Raw genomic sequence first — 16,255 nt, 5'->3', positions numbered from 1 at the left:
TCTCTTTTAGTAATAATGCAGATAAAGATTTTGTAAATCACTCAGAAACAATTAAATTTGCAATTCAATTTTTTAAGAATTTATGGCAAAATTGGGAAAAAACGCTCCAAATGAGCAAGAAGGTAAAGAAACAGTGGAATTCTTTAAAGACCTTGACAGAGAGGCTTTAAATACAGAAAAATTCCTGGAAAAATATCAAAAACCATTAAGCATTGCTTTTGGGGTTGTTGTTTTAGGAGTTTTAGGCTTTTTCGGATACCAGCAATTTGTGGTAGCTCCAAAGAATGCTGAAGCTATAAAAACTTATTTAGCAGCACAAAAAAATCTTACAGAAGGTAAAGAGAAAGAAGCTTTAGGTGGAAAATCTGCAGCTAACCCAGGTTTTTTAGGAACTTATAAAGAATATTCTTCTACGAAAGTGGGTAAACTTTCTGCTTACAATGCAGGTTTATTAAAATTAAAAGAAGGAAAATTTCAGGAAGCTCACGATCTTTTAGACAAGTTTTCGTCTGATAACAAAACATTGATGGCAATGAAGTTTGGCGCAATGGCAGATGCAAAATCTGGTCTTAATAAAAATGATGAGGCTTTAGCATTATTAGATAAAGCTGCCTCAGCGTCTGATGATCCTTATACTTCTTATTATTTCACGAGAAAAGCAGGTATTGTTGCTTTAGGAATGAAGAAAAATGCAGAAGCTAAAAAATACTTTGCAACGATCGACGAAAAATATCAGGACTACGACAACGGAATGTCTGATTCTTATATCGAAATGACTAAATATTTAAATTAAAACATGGCAACAGTTAATCTTTCAGATTACAAGCCACTTCATATTACCAATGCCGAGGATTTTTCTATCGGCATTGTTTTTTCTGAGTGGAATGACTTTGTAACCTACAATCTACGTGATGCAGCTTTAGAAATTCTGGAAAAAGAAGGCGTAAAAGCTGAAAATATAAAACAGTTTTCCGTTCCCGGAGCTTTTGAATTAAATTATGCAAGCATGCAGCTTTGTAAAGAACGAAAGTTTGATGCGGTGATAGCAATCGGGTGTGTCATCAGAGGAGAAACTCCACATTTTGATTTCGTTTGTGACGCCGTTGCCCAGGGAATTAAAGACTGTAATATTTTAACAGACACTCCAACTATTTTCTGCGTGTTGACAGATGACACCAAAGAACAGTCAATCGCAAGAAGTGGTGGTGATTTAGGAAACAAAGGCGTTGAAGCAGCAGTTACGGCTTTAAGCATGATCAATTTTAAAAGAAATCTTTCCAATAAAACAGGAAATATCGGTTTCGGAAATTCTGAAAACAAATAATTTCTGTATTAAGAAAATTTTTAACTTTACTCTTAAAATTACTTTAATATGAAATGGACTGATGACCGAAGTACAAACGTAGACGACAGGCGCGGATCAAGTGGCGGCGGTGGTGCTATTGTTGGTGGCGGATTGGGTACAATAATCATCGCTGCTATTGTATTTTTCCTGGGTGGTGATCCTTCTGCAATTCTCTCTTCAGGAGCTTCAAATACCGGAGCCCAAACTGAGCAAAGAGAGCTTACAGAAACTGACAAGAAAATTGGTGAGATGATCGAAATGATTACCGCCGAAAATGAAGAAACCTGGACTAAAATTTTCGCTGAAAATGGCGCTAAATATCAACCGGCAAGAGTGGTTTTATTCAGAAGCAACACAGATTCCGGATGTGGATTGGCGCAATCTGCAATGGGACCGTTTTATTGCCCGACAGATCAGTCTGTTTATATGGATATGAGTTTTTTTAATGAGTTGCAGCAAAAATTTGGTGCCAAAGTAACAGAATTTACTGTTGCTTACGTAATGGCCCACGAAATGGGTCATCACGTGCAAAATCTTCTTGGTACTCTAAACGAAACCGATAATGCAAGACGAAGCGGAAGATATTCTGAGGCTCAGCTTAATCAGATTTCTGTAGCAACTGAACTTCAGGCTGATTTTTACGCCGGAGTTTGGTCTAGAGTAACCGGTGACAGAGAAAAATCATTTATTGAGCCCGGAGATTTAGAATCAGCAATAAATGCTGCTGAAGCAGTTGGTGATGACAACATTCAAAAAAAATCACAAGGATATGTGAATCAGGAAAGCTTTACCCATGGCTCTTCTGCACAGCGTAAAGAATGGTTTATGAAAGGATATAATTCCGGAGACATCAAACAAGGTGACACTTTTAATCAACTTTTAAGATAATAAAAAGGTCTGAAGAAATTTCTTCAGACCTTTTTTGATTTTATTTTAATTCGATAGGATTGCTACTTTTTTTAATCTCATCTTTCACTCCATCTTGAATTCTTTTTCTAACTTCAGGAGAAAACCCATTTCCACCTCCACCACCTTGGCTTCTTGGAGATGAATTTCCACCGCCACCACGTTGGCTACCAAGAAAAGACATTGGGTCGGCTTTGAATTTTTCCTGTTGCTTTACATAATCTGTTCTTTTTACTTTAATAACATTTCCAAATGTAGTCATTTCAGGAAAATCAGATATCTTATAGTTTTTCATTAAATCAAATGAATAATCTCCCGTAGAATCTTCTGCTTTTACAACTAAGCCGGGAAGACCATTGAATTTATACGGTCCGTCCTGATAAGGAAGATCGGTTGTGAACCATGCGGTCCATTTTCTTCCGCCAAAATCAGTTTCTGCTTTTTGTACTTTATAATCACCAATTTTTCTAGTTTCAGATAGAATTTTCCAGTTCAGAGGTCGGTCTTCTTCATAAGAATATTGATCTCTGCCAATACGCTCTTTGTAAAAAGTTTTCTGGTCTTTTTTATTTTTTTCAATCGTATAATTAATATTCGTTCTCAAACCATCCATTTGCTCCCTGTTAAAGCCTCTAGCTCCACCACTTTGTCTATTAGCCTGCATTACAGAATCTCTTTTAATCCTATTCTCAGAATAGAACATAGATTTCTCTGCTGAAATATCTAAATAAGCATTTTCAGTTTTAATATCATTTTTATTAGTAATGTCTGGTTTTGATGTCACCTGATAAACAAATCTGTTGGTTTGTGCGAAAGAAACCTGTGCCAGTAAGGCTATAGCTAGAATGCCTAATTTTTTCATTATTTTCCTGATTTATAGTTTTGATTTTAAATACTCACCAAAGTTAAAGCATCGATGATAAAAATTGATAAAATAAAAACGTTGATTTTTATATACTGATTATTGTTCGTATTTTTGCATGATTAAATCATTCTAAATAAATACAATGATAAAGGTTTCAGATCAGGCAAAGGTAAAAGCAATTCAGCTGATGACAGAGGATGGCTTCGACCCTGCTGAAGATTATATAAGAGTTGGGGTAAAAAGCGGTGGATGTTCAGGGCTAGAGTATATGTTAGGTTTCGACAATAAGCAAAACGAAACAGATCAGATTTTTGAAGATAACGGAATAAAAATCGTTGTTGAAAAAAAATCTATACTTTACTTGGCTGGCACTACTTTAGAGTATTCCGGAGGTTTGAATGGGAAAGGATTTATTTTTAATAATCCTAATGCATCCAGAACGTGTGGTTGTGGAGAGAGTTTTAGCTTATAATTAGACATTAGAACCATTGATTTAGTATACTCTAAATCTTAAATCTAATTTCTAAAATCTATTAAAATGAGTAAATATACTGAAGACGACTTAAGAGTTGATCTTGAAAATAAAAAATATGAATTTGGTTGGGAAACCAAGATCGATTACGAAGATTTCCCAATTGGTTTAAATGAGGATATCGTCCGCGCAATTTCTGCAAAAAAAGAAGAGCCGGAATGGATGACAGAATGGCGTTTGGAATCATTCAAAATTTGGTTGAAAATGACCGAACCTACTTGGGCAAATATCAAGTATGAGAAACCAGATTTCCAGGCGATAAAATATTATGCTGCGCCAAAAGCAAAGCCAGAATTGGAAAGCTTGGATGAAGTAGATCCGGAATTATTGGCAACTTTCGCAAAATTAGGAATCAATATCGAAGAGCAGAAAAGACTTTCAGGGGTTGCTGTAGATATCGTAATAGATTCTGTTTCTGTAAAAACAACATTCCAGGATACATTAGCCGAAAAAGGAATTATCTTTTGCTCAATCTCCGAAGCAATTAAAAATCATCCTGATTTGGTTAGAAAATATCTTGGAAAAGTAGTTCCGAGAGGAGATAACTTTTACGCAGCATTGAATTCCGCAGTATTTTCTGACGGAAGTTTCTGCTATATTCCAAAAGGCGTAAGATGCCCGATGGAATTATCAACGTATTTCCGTATCAATCAAGCAGGTACAGGTCAGTTTGAAAGAACGCTTGTTATCGCTGATGAAGGAAGTTATGTATCTTATCTTGAAGGCTGTACAGCTCCATCAAGAGATGAAAACCAGCTTCACGCGGCAGTTGTAGAATTGATAGCTTTAGATAATGCTGAAATTAAATATTCAACGGTTCAAAACTGGTATCCGGGAAATGAAGAAGGAAAAGGTGGTGTTTTCAATTTTGTAACTAAAAGAGGACTTTGCGAAACCAAAGCAAAAATTTCTTGGACGCAAGTGGAAACCGGTTCTGCTGTAACATGGAAATATCCTTCTTGTATCTTAAAGGGTGACGGTTCTATCGGTGAGTTCTACTCTATCGCGGTAACCAACAATCATCAGTATGCCGATACCGGTACAAAGATGATACACATCGGAAAGAATACAAGATCAACGATTATTTCTAAAGGAATTTCTGCAGGAAAATCTCAAAACTCATACAGAGGACAGGTAAAAGTAATGCCTTCTGCAAAAGGAGCGAGAAACTTCTCACAATGTGACTCATTATTGATGGGTAACGAGTGTGGCGCACATACTTTCCCTTATATCGAAATCAAAGATCCTACGGCACAGTTAGAGCACGAAGCAACGACTTCAAAAATCGGTGAAGACCAGATTTTCTACTGTAACCAAAGAGGTATTGATACCGAGAGAGCAATTGCTTTAATTGTAAATGGTTTCAGCAAAGAGGTTTTAAATAAATTACCAATGGAGTTTGCTATTGAAGCTCAAAAATTATTAGAGATTTCTTTGGAAGGTTCTGTAGGTTAATTTTGTTTATCGCAAAGTAAAACAAAGATCTTTAAAATCCAAACCCTTATTTTAAAGATAAACTAAGCCGCTAACGCTTAGGAAAGAAATACAATTGAAATTACGTATCAACTTGTATATTTGCGAAAACAAACAAATGACAGAAAATGAAATTTCAAAGATTGTATTTGAAAGTGGATTAAAAATTCATAGAAAACTAGGTGTGGGTTTATTTGAGACCATATATGAAGAATGCTTATTTTATGAATTGCAGAAAGAAGGATTAGTAGTTGAAAGACAAAAATTCTTGAATATTCAATATGAAGAATTGTTATTGGAAAGAGCTTTTAAAATGGATTTGCTGATTGAGAACAAAGTTGTTTTAGAAATTAAATCAGTCGAAAGCTTAAATAATTTTCATGCATCACAGTTAAAAAATTATTTAAGAATAGGAAATTTTAAGTTAAGCATGCTTTTGAATTTTAACTCTCAACTTTTTAAGAACGGAATCAAAAGAATAGCAAACAATCTTGACGAAATATAAATAATAAAATTAAAAATAGTATTTCCTCGCTAAGCGTTAGCGCCTTTGTTTATCTTAAATGATTACAGAGAAGATAAATAAATCTTTGTTTAACCTTGCGATAAAATTATAAAAACAACATGTTAAACATTAAAAACTTACACGCCAGAATTGAAGATGGCGCACAGATATTAAAAGGTATCAATCTTGAAATAAAACCAGGTGAAGTTCATGCGATCATGGGACCAAACGGAGCCGGAAAATCTACTCTTTCTTCTATAATTGCAGGAAAAGAAGATTACGAAGTGACAGAGGGTGAAATTCTTTTTCAGGGTGAAGATATTATTGAAGACGCTCCTGAAGAAAGAGCTCACAAAGGTATTTTCCTTTCATTTCAATATCCGGTAGAAATTCCGGGAGTTTCTGTGACCAACTTTATCAAAGCTGCTTTGAATGAAAACAGAAAAGCAAACGGATTGGAAGATATGCCTGCAAAAGAAATGCTGGCAATGATTCGTGAGAAATCTGAAAAATTAGGGATTAAAAAAGATTTCCTTTCAAGATCATTGAATGAAGGTTTTTCGGGAGGTGAAAAGAAAAGAAACGAAATTTTCCAGATGATGATGCTGAATCCTAAATTGGCTATTCTGGATGAAACCGATTCAGGATTAGATATCGATGCATTGAGAATCGTTGCAGACGGTGTAAACACTTTTAAAAATGAAGGAAATGCAGTTCTTTTGATCACGCACTATCAAAGATTGCTTAATTATATTCAGCCAGATTATGTACACGTTTTAGCGAATGGAAAAATCATTAAAACAGGTGACAAATCTTTAGCATTAGAATTAGAAGCAAAAGGCTATGACTGGCTTTTGAATTAATTGAAAGATTAAATCATTTAACTATTTAAAAAAATTAAACGCAATATTTGTCATTTCATAGAATATCAAACTTCTGTAAGACGGCAAAATAAACGTTCAAATAATGAGTTTAAAAGAACAAATTTTAACGAATCATACTGAGTTTCTCGATACACTTCGCCATCGTTTTTTGGACGAAAACAGAATTGAAGCTTTAGCAAAATTTGCTGAATTGGGTTTTCCTACAAAGAAGGACGAAGAATATAAATATACCAATCTCAAAGAAATTACGGAAAAAGACTACAACTTTTTCCCGAAAGAAAGTCACAATATCACCAAAGAGCAGCTCGATGAGCTTCATTTGGGTGAAGAAAATTTTGACTGGATTGTTTTTGTAAATGGCAAACTTCACAAAGAGCTTTCAAACATTTCTATCGAAAATGCAGAATTTTTGTCTTTCAACTACGCTTTGAATGATGAGAATCACAAAGAAGTTTTCGATAAATATTTTAACACAATTGCCGCAAAAGATTTAGCTTTTACCAACTTAAATCAGGCATATTGCAAATACGGATTTTTCCTTAAAGTTCCGAAGAATGTGATCATCGAAAAACCGATTCATATTTTTTATCTTTCTCAAAACCAGGAAGAAAACACATTTTACAACACCAGAAACTTACTGATTGTAGAAGAAGGAGCAAAAGTGGAAATTATCGAAAGTCATCATAATTTTGACAGCAGTTTTGTCTTTACCAACTCGGTAACTGAAATATTTACGTATCAGAATGCAAAAGCAGACTGGCACAAAATTCAGAATGACAGCGACACTTCTTATTTGGTAGATCATACGTTCGCAAAACAGGAAAGAGACAGCTTAACAACGGTAAATACATTTACTTTTGGAGGAAAAATCATTAGAAATAATCTTGATTTTATTCATAACGGAGAAAACATCAACTCTTTCATGAATGGAATTACGATTATCGGTAAAGATCAGTTGGTCGATCACCACACGGCGGTTCACCACAATACTCCAAACTGTCAGAGCTATCAGAATTACAAAGGTATTTTTAAAGATAAATCTCACGGGGTTTTCAACGGAAAAGTATTTGTAAATAAAATTGCACAGAAAACCAATGCTTACCAGCAAAACAACAACGTTCTTTTGAGCGAAGGAGCTACAATTGACACAAAACCTCAGTTGGAAATTTTTGCAGATGATGTGAAATGTTCTCACGGTTGTACAGTTGGTCAACTGAATGAAGATGCTTTATTTTATTTAAGAGCAAGAGGTATTTCTAAAAAAGAAGCACAGGCTTTATTGCTTTACGCTTTTGCTAATGACGCAATGCAGAATATCGACATTGAACCATTGAAAGTAAAAATAGAACAGCTTTTAGCAGAAAAACTTGAAGTAACAATGGAATTTTAATTTCCATTAGAAATATACAAACAGAAAGCACTTCGATTGAAGTGCTTTTGTTATTATAATAATGATCATCTATTTCTTCAGCCAAGACTGATTGTCTTTTTTATCAGATCTTTTCACACCATTATCAATATTATACGCAAAACCAATTCCTAAAGTCTGCTTCAGCTGCGTTTTCTGAATTTGGTTATGATCATACAAAACATCAAGCGTAATATTGGTAGAAAGAAATTTGTTGATTTTCATATTCAGAATTGCTCCGTAAGACAAAACGAGCCTTTCCGGATGATCTATATAATTTGAAAATACAGAAGCTGTATTCATCAGGTCTACATTTTCCATCAATTTTAATTTATAGATCGCTGTTCCCAAGAAACCGAACTGAAACAGGGCAGAGTCGCTGTCATTTTTTAATCCGTAATTGCCTGCATATTGGAGTTCTTTATCGAGAACAAATGTAAATCTTGCGTTTGCAGGTCTTAAAGTCATTGTAAAATTATCGTTCGGACGATAGGTGACCCCGACACCAGCATTTACATATCCCGAGGCCATAAAATTTGAAATTTTCGCAGCTTCAGGATTATTGCCATCTTCATAGCCAGCTGCAAACTGGGATTGTAAGCTCACACCGCCTGATAGATACCAGCTTTCGGCAAATTTTCTTCCATAATTAGTTGACAGATTAATTACGTCCTGAGTTTTTCGTGTTCCGATTCCTTTTGTATTGTTTTGTCCGTAGCCTAAAATAATGATGTTTTCCCAAAGGTCTTTGTCTTTTTCATACGTAATATTATAGTTTGCTCCGGCAAGCCAGCCAACATTATTTGCCCCACCGCCAATCCAGTTTGAGAAAGCTGCTTGATTGAGCATTACTGTATTTTTACCTTGAATGGACCATGCTTTAATGGTATCAGATTCTGTATTGCCATTTTTTTCCTGAGCAATGAGACCAATTCCTAAAGAAAGGAACACAGGTATAAATTTTTTTTTCATTATTCTAAGTGTTTTTATTTTTATAACATAAATGTATTAAAACAGAATGAATTAAAAACAACAAAAGCACCTCATGTGAAGTGCTTTTGTTGTTTTTATAGCTAAAACGTTTTATTTCTTAAGCCACCATTGACTGTCTTTACGATTAGAACGCTTTACACCATTATCGATGTTATATGCAAAACCAATCCCTAAAGTTTGTTTAAGCTGTGTTTTCTGAATCTGATTATGATCGTACATCAAATCTAAAGTAACAATAGAAGAAACAAACCTGTTGATTTTCATATTTAAAAGCATGTTATACGACAAAACCATGTGATCGGGTTTATCGAGATAATTAGAGAATATAGAAGCTGTATTGGTCATTTCAATATTTTCCATAAGTTTTACTTTATAAATTGCAGATCCTAAAAAACCCATCTGCATTAAGAAGAAATCGCCATCGCTTTTTAAGCCGTAATTTCCTGCCAGTTGTAATTCCTTATCAAGAACAAAAGTAAATCTGCCGTTGACAGGTCTCAATGTAACCGTAAGATTTTCATTGGGTCTGTAGGTAATACCAAGACCGGCATTCACATATCCCGGAGCCATAAAATTTGAAATCTTTTTTGCCTGCGGATTATTTCCATCTTCAAAACCTCCGGAAAACTGAGAAAGCAAACTGGCACCACTCGAAATATACCAGCTCTTAGAAAACTGTCTCCCGTAATTCGTAGAAACATTCAGTACATCCTGCGTTTTTCTTGTTCCGATACCTTTGGTTGTATTCTGACCGTAATTGAGGATGATTATATTTTCCCAGAGATTTCGGTCTTTCTCATAAGTAAGATTATAATTTGCACTGGCAAGCCAGCCTACATTATTGGCACCACCGCCCACCCAGTTTGAAAAAGCAGCCTGATTAAACATCACACTATTTTTTGCGATCACAGACCAATGTCTGGGCTTTTTTATGGTGTCTACAGCTGCAGAATCACTGATAATAACTTGTGCGTAAGAATGTGCACTCAGGTAAATAAAAAGTAACATAATAATCTTTCTCATAAATGCAAAAAATTTTTAGTGATCACAAAAATAAGTAAAATAATTATCAGGGACTTTTTGAAAAAAAACTCCTTAAAACTGGAAACTTTTAAGGATTTAGTTTTAAAATCGATACTTTTTGTCTTAAATCATTTACCATATCCCAAATCATCGCCAAAATTTCCGAAATTTATAATTGGCTTTTGATTTGACACCTTACCAATATGATTAAAAATATAATTCACAAGAAAGCATTCACTGCTCCCCTACTTATGCTCGCTGCAATGTGGTTTGGGTATCTTTTACAGACAATGGGGTTTTTCTCGAGCTGTTTTGGGGCAATTATTCCGCTTTTACCGGAAGGTCTATTGGGAATTATAACATCACCTCTATTACATGGCAGCATAGATCATATTATAGGAAACTCAATACCCATCGCAATACTCATGTTTTTATTGTACCAGTTTTACTCTGAAGTAGCCACAAAAGTTTTCGTAATCGGCTGGATCAGTACCGGTCTTCTGCTTTGGATGTTGCCACCGATTGATATTATGACAGGCGAGTATAATTATACATGCACCATCGGAGCGAGCGGTATTGTGTATGTTTTGGCATTTTTCCTTTTTTTCAGTGGAGTTTTTAAATGGAACATGAAGCTTTTGACCATTTCCCTTTTGGTTGTTTTATATTATGGAAGTTTAATCTGGGGAATGTTTCCCGAAGAACTGTTTTATAACCTGAATGAGCCCAGTAAAATCTCCTGGCAGGCGCATTTATCAGGTGCATTAATGGGAAGCGCAATGGCATTTATATTTAAAAAGTCCGGGGAAAAGAAAAAGAAGTACATCTGGGAATTCCCCAATTATTACAGCGAAAAAGACGATAAACTTTGGCAGGAATATAAAGAAAACCATCCTGACGATTTCCTGGAATTACCTTATAAAAAAAATGAAGATGTTTGGGATTATTTAGAAGAATTAAGGAGAAAATAAATCCTAATTTGCTACATTTGAATAAAATAACACAAATGTATTCTGAAGAACATCTTTATTCTATCGCTCTGCGGGAGTGTAATTTTATTGGTGATATTAATTTTTCTAAGCTTGTACGCCGTTTTGGATCAGCAGAAAATGTTTGGAAAACTTCTAAAAAAGAACTCAGCAAGACGGATGGAATTGGTACAAAAATCATTTCCGACATTGGAAATCCTGAGCATCTCAAATTTGCTGAAGAAGAACTTTTGTTTTGCGAAAAGAATTCTATAAAAATCAATTTACGCCATCAAAATGATCTTCATTTTTTATTGAATGAATGTGACGATGCTCCAGCAATACTCTATCAGAAAGGAAATTTTGAAACAAAGCACAAAACTATAAGCTTAGTCGGAACAAGAAATATAACATCTTACGGGAAAAAATTTATTGAAGATTTCTTTGAAGCATCAAAACCACATCCGTATATTTCTGTAAGTGGTCTCGCTTTGGGCGTCGATAAAGAAATTCACGAGCAATCTTTAAAACATCAAATTCCCACCATTGGAATTCTAGCCCATGGTTTTCATACCTTATATCCTTCTGCCAATAAAAAGCTTTCAGAAAAGATTCTTGAGGAAAATGGAGGATTGCTTACCGAATTTAATTCATCAAGAAAACCGGACCGCGAAAATTTCATCCAAAGAAATAGAATTATTGCCGGCATTTCTCCTGCAACCATTGTTGTAGAAACAGCATTTGGCGGCGGTTCCGTCAGTACTGCAACATTCGCAAATACTTATAACAGAGATGTTTTTGCCCTTCCCGGAAAGATTACCGATAAATACAGCCAAGGATGTAATCAACTTATTTTTCAGAACAAAGCGACTGCCATTTCGACCATAAAAGACCTACTTGATCTCCTCGGACTGAATGATCCTAAAGAAAAAATTGAAGAACTTTTCCCTCATAGTAAAATAACAGTTCAATTATCTGAAAATCAAGAATTAATATATAAACAAATTATAGAAAATCCGCACATTACTTTAGACGATTTGGCAGAGAAAATATCGGTGTCTTCACACAAATTATTACCTGTAATTTTAGAATTAGAGCTTTTGGGAAAAGTAAAATCATTTTCCGGGAGACAATTTATAGCATTATAAGAATTAACGATTTCTTAATATTTCATTATTTCATATATAACATTTAATTTTTAATAAAATTTGCTTTAAAATTATTAATTTAATAATATTTTGATTCATTATTATTGAATTTTCAGCAAATATTAAATATGCTATTGTGAATCTTGAAAAAAAAATTAAATTTGTTGACATAATATTCAACCTTACCTAATATGGAACAATATAATATTGACCAGAAAGTTCAGGAATTTATTGCTAAAATTGAGGCAAAAAATCCTAACGAACCGGAATTTTTACAGGCAGTAAAAGAAGTTGCTGTCACTGTAATTCCGTTTATCTTGACCAGAAAAGAATATACCGGAATGAAGCTTCTTGAGAGAATGGCTGAAGCGGAAAGAATTATTATTTTCAGAGTTCCATGGGTTGATGACAAAGGTGAGATTCAGGTAAACAGAGGTTTCAGAATTCAAATGAACTCTGCAATTGGACCTTACAAAGGAGGAATCCGTTTCCATCCTACCGTAAACCTTTCTGTACTTAAATTCTTAGCATTCGAGCAGGTATTCAAAAACTCTTTAACGACTCTTCCAATGGGAGGTGGTAAAGGAGGTTCAGATTTTGATCCGCAAGGAAAAACTGATATGGAAGTAATGCGTTTTTGCCAGGCTTTCATGACAGAATTGTGCAAACATATCGGTCCTGAAACAGACGTTCCCGCAGGAGACATCGGTGTTGGAGCAAGAGAAATCGGATATTTATTCGGTCAATACAAGAAAGTAAGAAACGAATTCACCGGTGTTCTTACCGGAAAAGGTCTTGCTTACGGAGGTTCATTAATCCGTCCTGAAGCAACAGGTTACGGTGTTGTGTATTTCGCTGAGCAGATGTTGAAAACTATCGGACAGACTTTTAAAGATAAAACAGTAACTGTTTCAGGTTTCGGAAACGTAGCTTGGGGGGTTATCAAAAAAGTAAACGAGCTAGGCGGTAAGGTGGTTACACTTTCAGGTCCGGACGGTTATATTTATGATAAAGACGGTATTGAAGGAGAAAAAATTGATTATTTATTAGAGCTTAGAGCTTCTGGTAACAACAGAGCCGAAGATTATGCCAAAAAATATCCTTCTGCAGTTTTCTATGCAGGAAAGCGTCCTTGGGAAGTGAAGTGCGATGTTGCCATCCCTTCTGCAACTCAGAACGAACTGGATCTTGAAGATGCTAAATTATTGGTAGAAAATGGTTGCCTTTGTGTAACTGAAGCTGCCAATATGCCTTCAACATTAGATGCCATCAACTATTTCCTTGAAAACAAAGTATTGTTCTCTCCAGGAAAAGCTTCTAACGCAGGTGGTGTTGCCACTTCAGGTTTGGAGATGACTCAAAACTCAATCAGACTAAACTGGACTTCAGAAGAAGTTGACGCAAGACTGAAAGAGATCATGATCGGAATCCATAAAGCTTGCAGAGACTACGGAAAAGAGGAAGACGGCTATGTAAACTACGTGAAAGGTGCTAACATCGCCGGATTCGTAAAAGTAGCTGAAGCAATGCTTGCTCAGGGAGTAGTATAAAAATATAAAGGTTGGGAAGTTTTCCCGACCTTTTTTCTTACAGCCTGTCCCGGGATTTATAAATGGGAAAAAAGTAATAGTGAAAGTGAAAGCATTGAATGTCCAGTTCAATGCTTTTTTTTATTTTTATCTGATGAAAAACACATTTAAAAATTTTGAAGAATATTTTCTTCTTTTCCCTGAAGAGACTCAGCAAAAACTTGAAAACCTGCGAGAATTTATACATTCTCTGCACTATGATCTTGATGAATATATCGGCTATCAAATGCCTGCATTCAGCTACAAAGAGAAACCGTTAATCTATTTTGCCGCGTATAAAAATCATATCGGTTTTTATCCTCTTCCTGAAGCCATTAAACATTTTGAAAATGACTTCGAAGAAAGGAAATATAAGTTTTCGAAAGGAGCGGTTCAGTTTCCTATAAAAGAAGATTTGCCGTTAGATTTAATTAAAACAATGATTGAATTCAGAATGGTGGAAATTGATCAGAAAAAATCCTGAAACGTTACGTCTCAGGATTCCATTTTTACTTATATAAAAAAACTACTTCTGCTGTAAAACCAATTGGGAGATTGGTTTAATTCTGAAACGGAGTGATTTAAATAAAATTATATTCGTTCTTAATTTTAACTCAATTTTATAAGACTTTAAAAGCTTTTAAGATTCAATTTATTTATTTACATTTTTCATCATACCTTCCACAAACTCAAATGCAGCCGGACAAATCACTGTGTTTTTGATCATTAAATTATTAATCTGATAAATCTTTTTTCGGTCTGTATGGGGATATTCTCTACATGCTTTCGGCCGAACTTCATAGATCGAACAAGTATTGTCCTGATTCAGAAAAAAACACGGAAGATTTTGTAGAACTTTATCGTTATCTTCATCTACACGAAGAAATTTAGCTTCAAAATCAGCTTGTTTCATTTTCAGATGTTTTGAAATGCGTTCGATATCTTTTTCGGTATAAAGCGGCCCGGTGGTTTTACAACAATTGGCACATTGAAGGCAGTCTACCTTTTCAAAAACCTCGTCGTGAGTTCCCTGCACAATATAATCAAGATTTTTAGGAGGTTTCTTTTTTAAACCTTCCAAGAATTTTTTATGCTCTTTCTGCTTTTGTAAAGCCTGTGTTTTGTATAATTCTAAATTCATTATGATCTTTGCGCATCAGAAGTCTTAAGCTCAACTTTCTGATATTCATTAATTTTGTCAAGATCCAACACTGTTGAATCTTTCTCTTTATCAGGATAATACATTGAAATAAATTTTGCCCCGTAAATAATTTCACGAGAAACATACGACGACCTCTGAACAACAGTGTTTGAAAACACTTCATCAAACGCTCTTACATGAACTATTATTTCAATATTCGTATTTTTAAAATCATCTGCAGCAAACCCGAAAAATGGAGAATTCTCATCAATTTTATGAACTATTGTCCAGTTCAAAGCCAACGTGTTTATTTTACTTAATTGGGTTTCCAATCGGTAAAAATTACTTTTCACCTTTCCTTCTTCATTGATCTCAATCGCTGTCGAAAGTGTAACATCCGCATCTGTCAAAGCATTATTCTTATAAGGAGCCAGCCTGAACATCAACGCTGTAACATCCTGAAAAGGAGCAATTACAGCAATATCTGAAAATCTGAGATAAGCTCTGGGTCTCGAAAATCTACCGTAAAATAATCCTGTTGCAATGGCAAAGGTAAGCAATCCTAAAAATGCCTCAAAGGTGGCAACTAAACTCGCCATAAAACCAACAGGAGCAATTCTTCCATAGCCAACCGTCGTAAAGGTTTGCGAACTGAAGAAAAACACATCAATAAACTCGTCTAAAGGGTTACTTTTATCGATTCCTGTAAGATGCTCTACACCGATCAGGTAATAAATAAATGCAAAAACCAAATTGATAAGAATATACATCACTACCAGATACGTAATAAACCGAAACGACGACAAATTAAGCATCGTATGATACCAACTCAGCCTGTTGAAGACATTGATGCCTCTTCTTCTCACATTCGGAAGCCCGTCTTTATTGATGAATCTTCCCGAAGCAAGACTTCCGAAGCCACTGTTTTCAGTGTTTTCCTGACGAATTTTTTTCCTGAAACCTTTTGCCATATTTAGAAATTCATTTGCGCGGTCTTAAATTTAATTTAGCAAAGATAAAATATTGTTTTCATGAAACTTATCAATTAGATTGTCTTCTTTAGGATTTAGAATTAAACTAAATTTGATAAGGAAAATTCATTGCAATGAAAAAGTTAGAATCAAGAGAAGATATAGAATTATTGGTGAATTCATTTTACAACAAAGTGGTAAAGGATGAGACGATTGGTTTCTTCTTTAAAGACGTTATAAAAGTAGATTGGGATAAGCATTTGCCAAAAATGTATTCGTTCTGGGAAAGTATTCTTTTTGGACAGATGAGCTATAAAGGAAATCCCATGGCGGTGCATTTCCCTATCAACCAAATGGAAGCGATGGAGAAAAAGCATTTTGAAAAATGGCTTGCATTGTGGAAACAGACGATTGAGGAAAATTTCACAGGTCAAAATGCTTCTATGGCAATCACAAAGTCTGAAAATATAGCCAATTTAATGGCTTATAAAATGGAAATGGCCAGAAAACTTTAGTTTGAGCTAC

At 34.8% G+C, this 16,255-nt stretch carries 18 protein-coding genes; 13 read left to right on the top strand and 5 right to left on the bottom strand.

All coding sequences use genetic code 11. The annotated features are described in order from the left end of the window. Window positions 1–82 precede the first annotated feature (82 nt). From EG358_RS02105 to ypfJ, 3 genes are read left to right on the top strand one after another with little or no spacing between them, the layout of a single operon-like run. Window positions 83–793 carry a YfgM family protein gene (locus EG358_RS02105; RefSeq protein WP_076561238.1) on the top strand — a complete coding sequence of 237 codons (711 nt, stop codon included), beginning with the start codon at window positions 83–85 and terminating at the stop codon, window positions 791–793. Window positions 794–796: 3 nt separating this feature from the next. After that, window positions 797–1,324, top strand: coding sequence for a 6,7-dimethyl-8-ribityllumazine synthase (gene ribH, locus EG358_RS02100; RefSeq protein ID WP_076561237.1), 528 nt, complete (start codon window positions 797–799; stop codon window positions 1,322–1,324). Between the two features lie 48 nt (window positions 1,325–1,372). Further along, window positions 1,373–2,233, top strand: a complete 861-nt coding sequence (gene ypfJ / locus EG358_RS02095) for a KPN_02809 family neutral zinc metallopeptidase (protein ID WP_076561236.1) — start codon at window positions 1,373–1,375, stop codon at window positions 2,231–2,233. 40 nt (window positions 2,234–2,273) lie between these two features. Here ypfJ and EG358_RS02090 read toward each other — a convergent pair whose 3' ends face one another. Continuing rightward, entirely contained in the window at window positions 2,274–3,113 is an 840-nt protein-coding gene (locus EG358_RS02090) for a GLPGLI family protein (RefSeq protein ID WP_076561235.1), read from the bottom strand. 145 nt (window positions 3,114–3,258) lie between these two features. Here EG358_RS02090 and EG358_RS02085 point away from each other — a divergent pair, with 145 nt between their 5' ends. The 5 genes from EG358_RS02085 (at window position 3,259) to sufD (ending at window position 7,900) form a co-directional block, all read left to right on the top strand. Next, window positions 3,259–3,588 (top strand): HesB/IscA family protein, encoded by a 330-nt coding sequence (locus EG358_RS02085; protein WP_076561234.1) that lies wholly within the window; start codon window positions 3,259–3,261, stop codon window positions 3,586–3,588. A 66-nt stretch (window positions 3,589–3,654) separates the two neighbouring features. Next, entirely contained in the window at window positions 3,655–5,103 is a 1,449-nt protein-coding gene (sufB, locus tag EG358_RS02080) for a Fe-S cluster assembly protein SufB (RefSeq protein WP_076561233.1), read from the top strand. 136 nt (window positions 5,104–5,239) lie between these two features. Then, a complete protein-coding gene (locus EG358_RS02075) occupies window positions 5,240–5,626 on the top strand; it encodes a GxxExxY protein (protein ID WP_076561232.1) in 387 nt (128 codons plus the stop codon). A 119-nt stretch (window positions 5,627–5,745) separates the two neighbouring features. After that, on the top strand, window positions 5,746–6,489 hold the full coding sequence (gene sufC, locus EG358_RS02070) for a Fe-S cluster assembly ATPase SufC (RefSeq protein ID WP_076561231.1): 744 nt from the start codon (window positions 5,746–5,748) through the stop codon (window positions 6,487–6,489). 103 nt (window positions 6,490–6,592) lie between these two features. Continuing rightward, window positions 6,593–7,900, top strand: coding sequence for a Fe-S cluster assembly protein SufD (gene sufD, locus EG358_RS02065; protein ID WP_076561230.1), 1,308 nt, complete (start codon window positions 6,593–6,595; stop codon window positions 7,898–7,900). Between the two features lie 69 nt (window positions 7,901–7,969). Here the strand turns inward: sufD and EG358_RS02060 are convergent, their stop codons facing one another. Together EG358_RS02060 and EG358_RS02055 are read right to left on the bottom strand one after the other, a co-directional pair. Next, window positions 7,970–8,890 carry a DUF3078 domain-containing protein gene (locus EG358_RS02060; protein ID WP_076561229.1) on the bottom strand — a complete coding sequence of 307 codons (921 nt, stop codon included), beginning with the start codon at window positions 8,888–8,890 and terminating at the stop codon, window positions 7,970–7,972. Window positions 8,891–9,001: 111 nt separating this feature from the next. Further along, window positions 9,002–9,934, bottom strand: a complete 933-nt coding sequence (locus tag EG358_RS02055) for a DUF3078 domain-containing protein (RefSeq protein ID WP_076561228.1) — start codon at window positions 9,932–9,934, stop codon at window positions 9,002–9,004. A 203-nt stretch (window positions 9,935–10,137) separates the two neighbouring features. On the opposite strand from EG358_RS02055, the gene EG358_RS02050 reads away from it, so the two are divergent. The 4 genes from EG358_RS02050 to EG358_RS02035 all read left to right on the top strand — a co-directional run bounded on the left by EG358_RS02050 (window position 10,138) and on the right by EG358_RS02035 (window position 14,102). After that, a complete protein-coding gene (locus EG358_RS02050; protein ID WP_076561227.1) occupies window positions 10,138–10,905 on the top strand; it encodes a rhomboid family intramembrane serine protease in 768 nt (255 codons plus the stop codon). Between the two features lie 35 nt (window positions 10,906–10,940). Further along, window positions 10,941–12,050: a DNA-processing protein DprA gene (locus EG358_RS02045; protein WP_076561226.1), complete on the top strand. Its 1,110-nt coding sequence runs from the start codon at window positions 10,941–10,943 to the stop codon at window positions 12,048–12,050. Window positions 12,051–12,241: 191 nt separating this feature from the next. After that, entirely contained in the window at window positions 12,242–13,600 is a 1,359-nt protein-coding gene (gene gdhA / locus EG358_RS02040) for an NADP-specific glutamate dehydrogenase (RefSeq protein ID WP_076561225.1), read from the top strand. Window positions 13,601–13,733: 133 nt separating this feature from the next. Beyond that, window positions 13,734–14,102, top strand: a complete 369-nt coding sequence (locus EG358_RS02035; RefSeq protein ID WP_076561335.1) for an iron chaperone — start codon at window positions 13,734–13,736, stop codon at window positions 14,100–14,102. A gap of 168 nt (window positions 14,103–14,270) precedes the next feature. Here EG358_RS02035 and EG358_RS02030 read toward each other — a convergent pair whose 3' ends face one another. Then, the gene (locus EG358_RS02030; RefSeq protein WP_076561224.1) at window positions 14,271–14,759 is read right to left on the bottom strand and encodes a YkgJ family cysteine cluster protein; all 489 of its coding nucleotides are present in this window, start codon (window positions 14,757–14,759) and stop codon (window positions 14,271–14,273) included. Then, window positions 14,759–15,730: an ion channel gene (locus EG358_RS02025; protein ID WP_076561223.1), complete on the bottom strand. Its 972-nt coding sequence runs from the start codon at window positions 15,728–15,730 to the stop codon at window positions 14,759–14,761. Before EG358_RS02025 ends, EG358_RS02030 begins: the two co-directional genes overlap by 1 nt. Window positions 15,731–15,864: 134 nt before the next feature. Between EG358_RS02025 and EG358_RS02020 the strand changes: the two genes are divergently transcribed. After that, window positions 15,865–16,245 carry a group III truncated hemoglobin gene (locus EG358_RS02020; RefSeq protein ID WP_076561222.1) on the top strand — a complete coding sequence of 127 codons (381 nt, stop codon included), beginning with the start codon at window positions 15,865–15,867 and terminating at the stop codon, window positions 16,243–16,245. The last annotated feature ends 10 nt before the right edge of the window (window positions 16,246–16,255 follow it).

Source organism: Chryseobacterium indoltheticum, assembly GCF_003815915.1.
Taxonomy (GTDB): domain Bacteria; phylum Bacteroidota; class Bacteroidia; order Flavobacteriales; family Weeksellaceae; genus Chryseobacterium; species Chryseobacterium indoltheticum.
The sequence above is the reverse complement of the archived record's forward strand: the minus strand, read 5'-3'. Positions and strand labels throughout refer to the sequence as shown.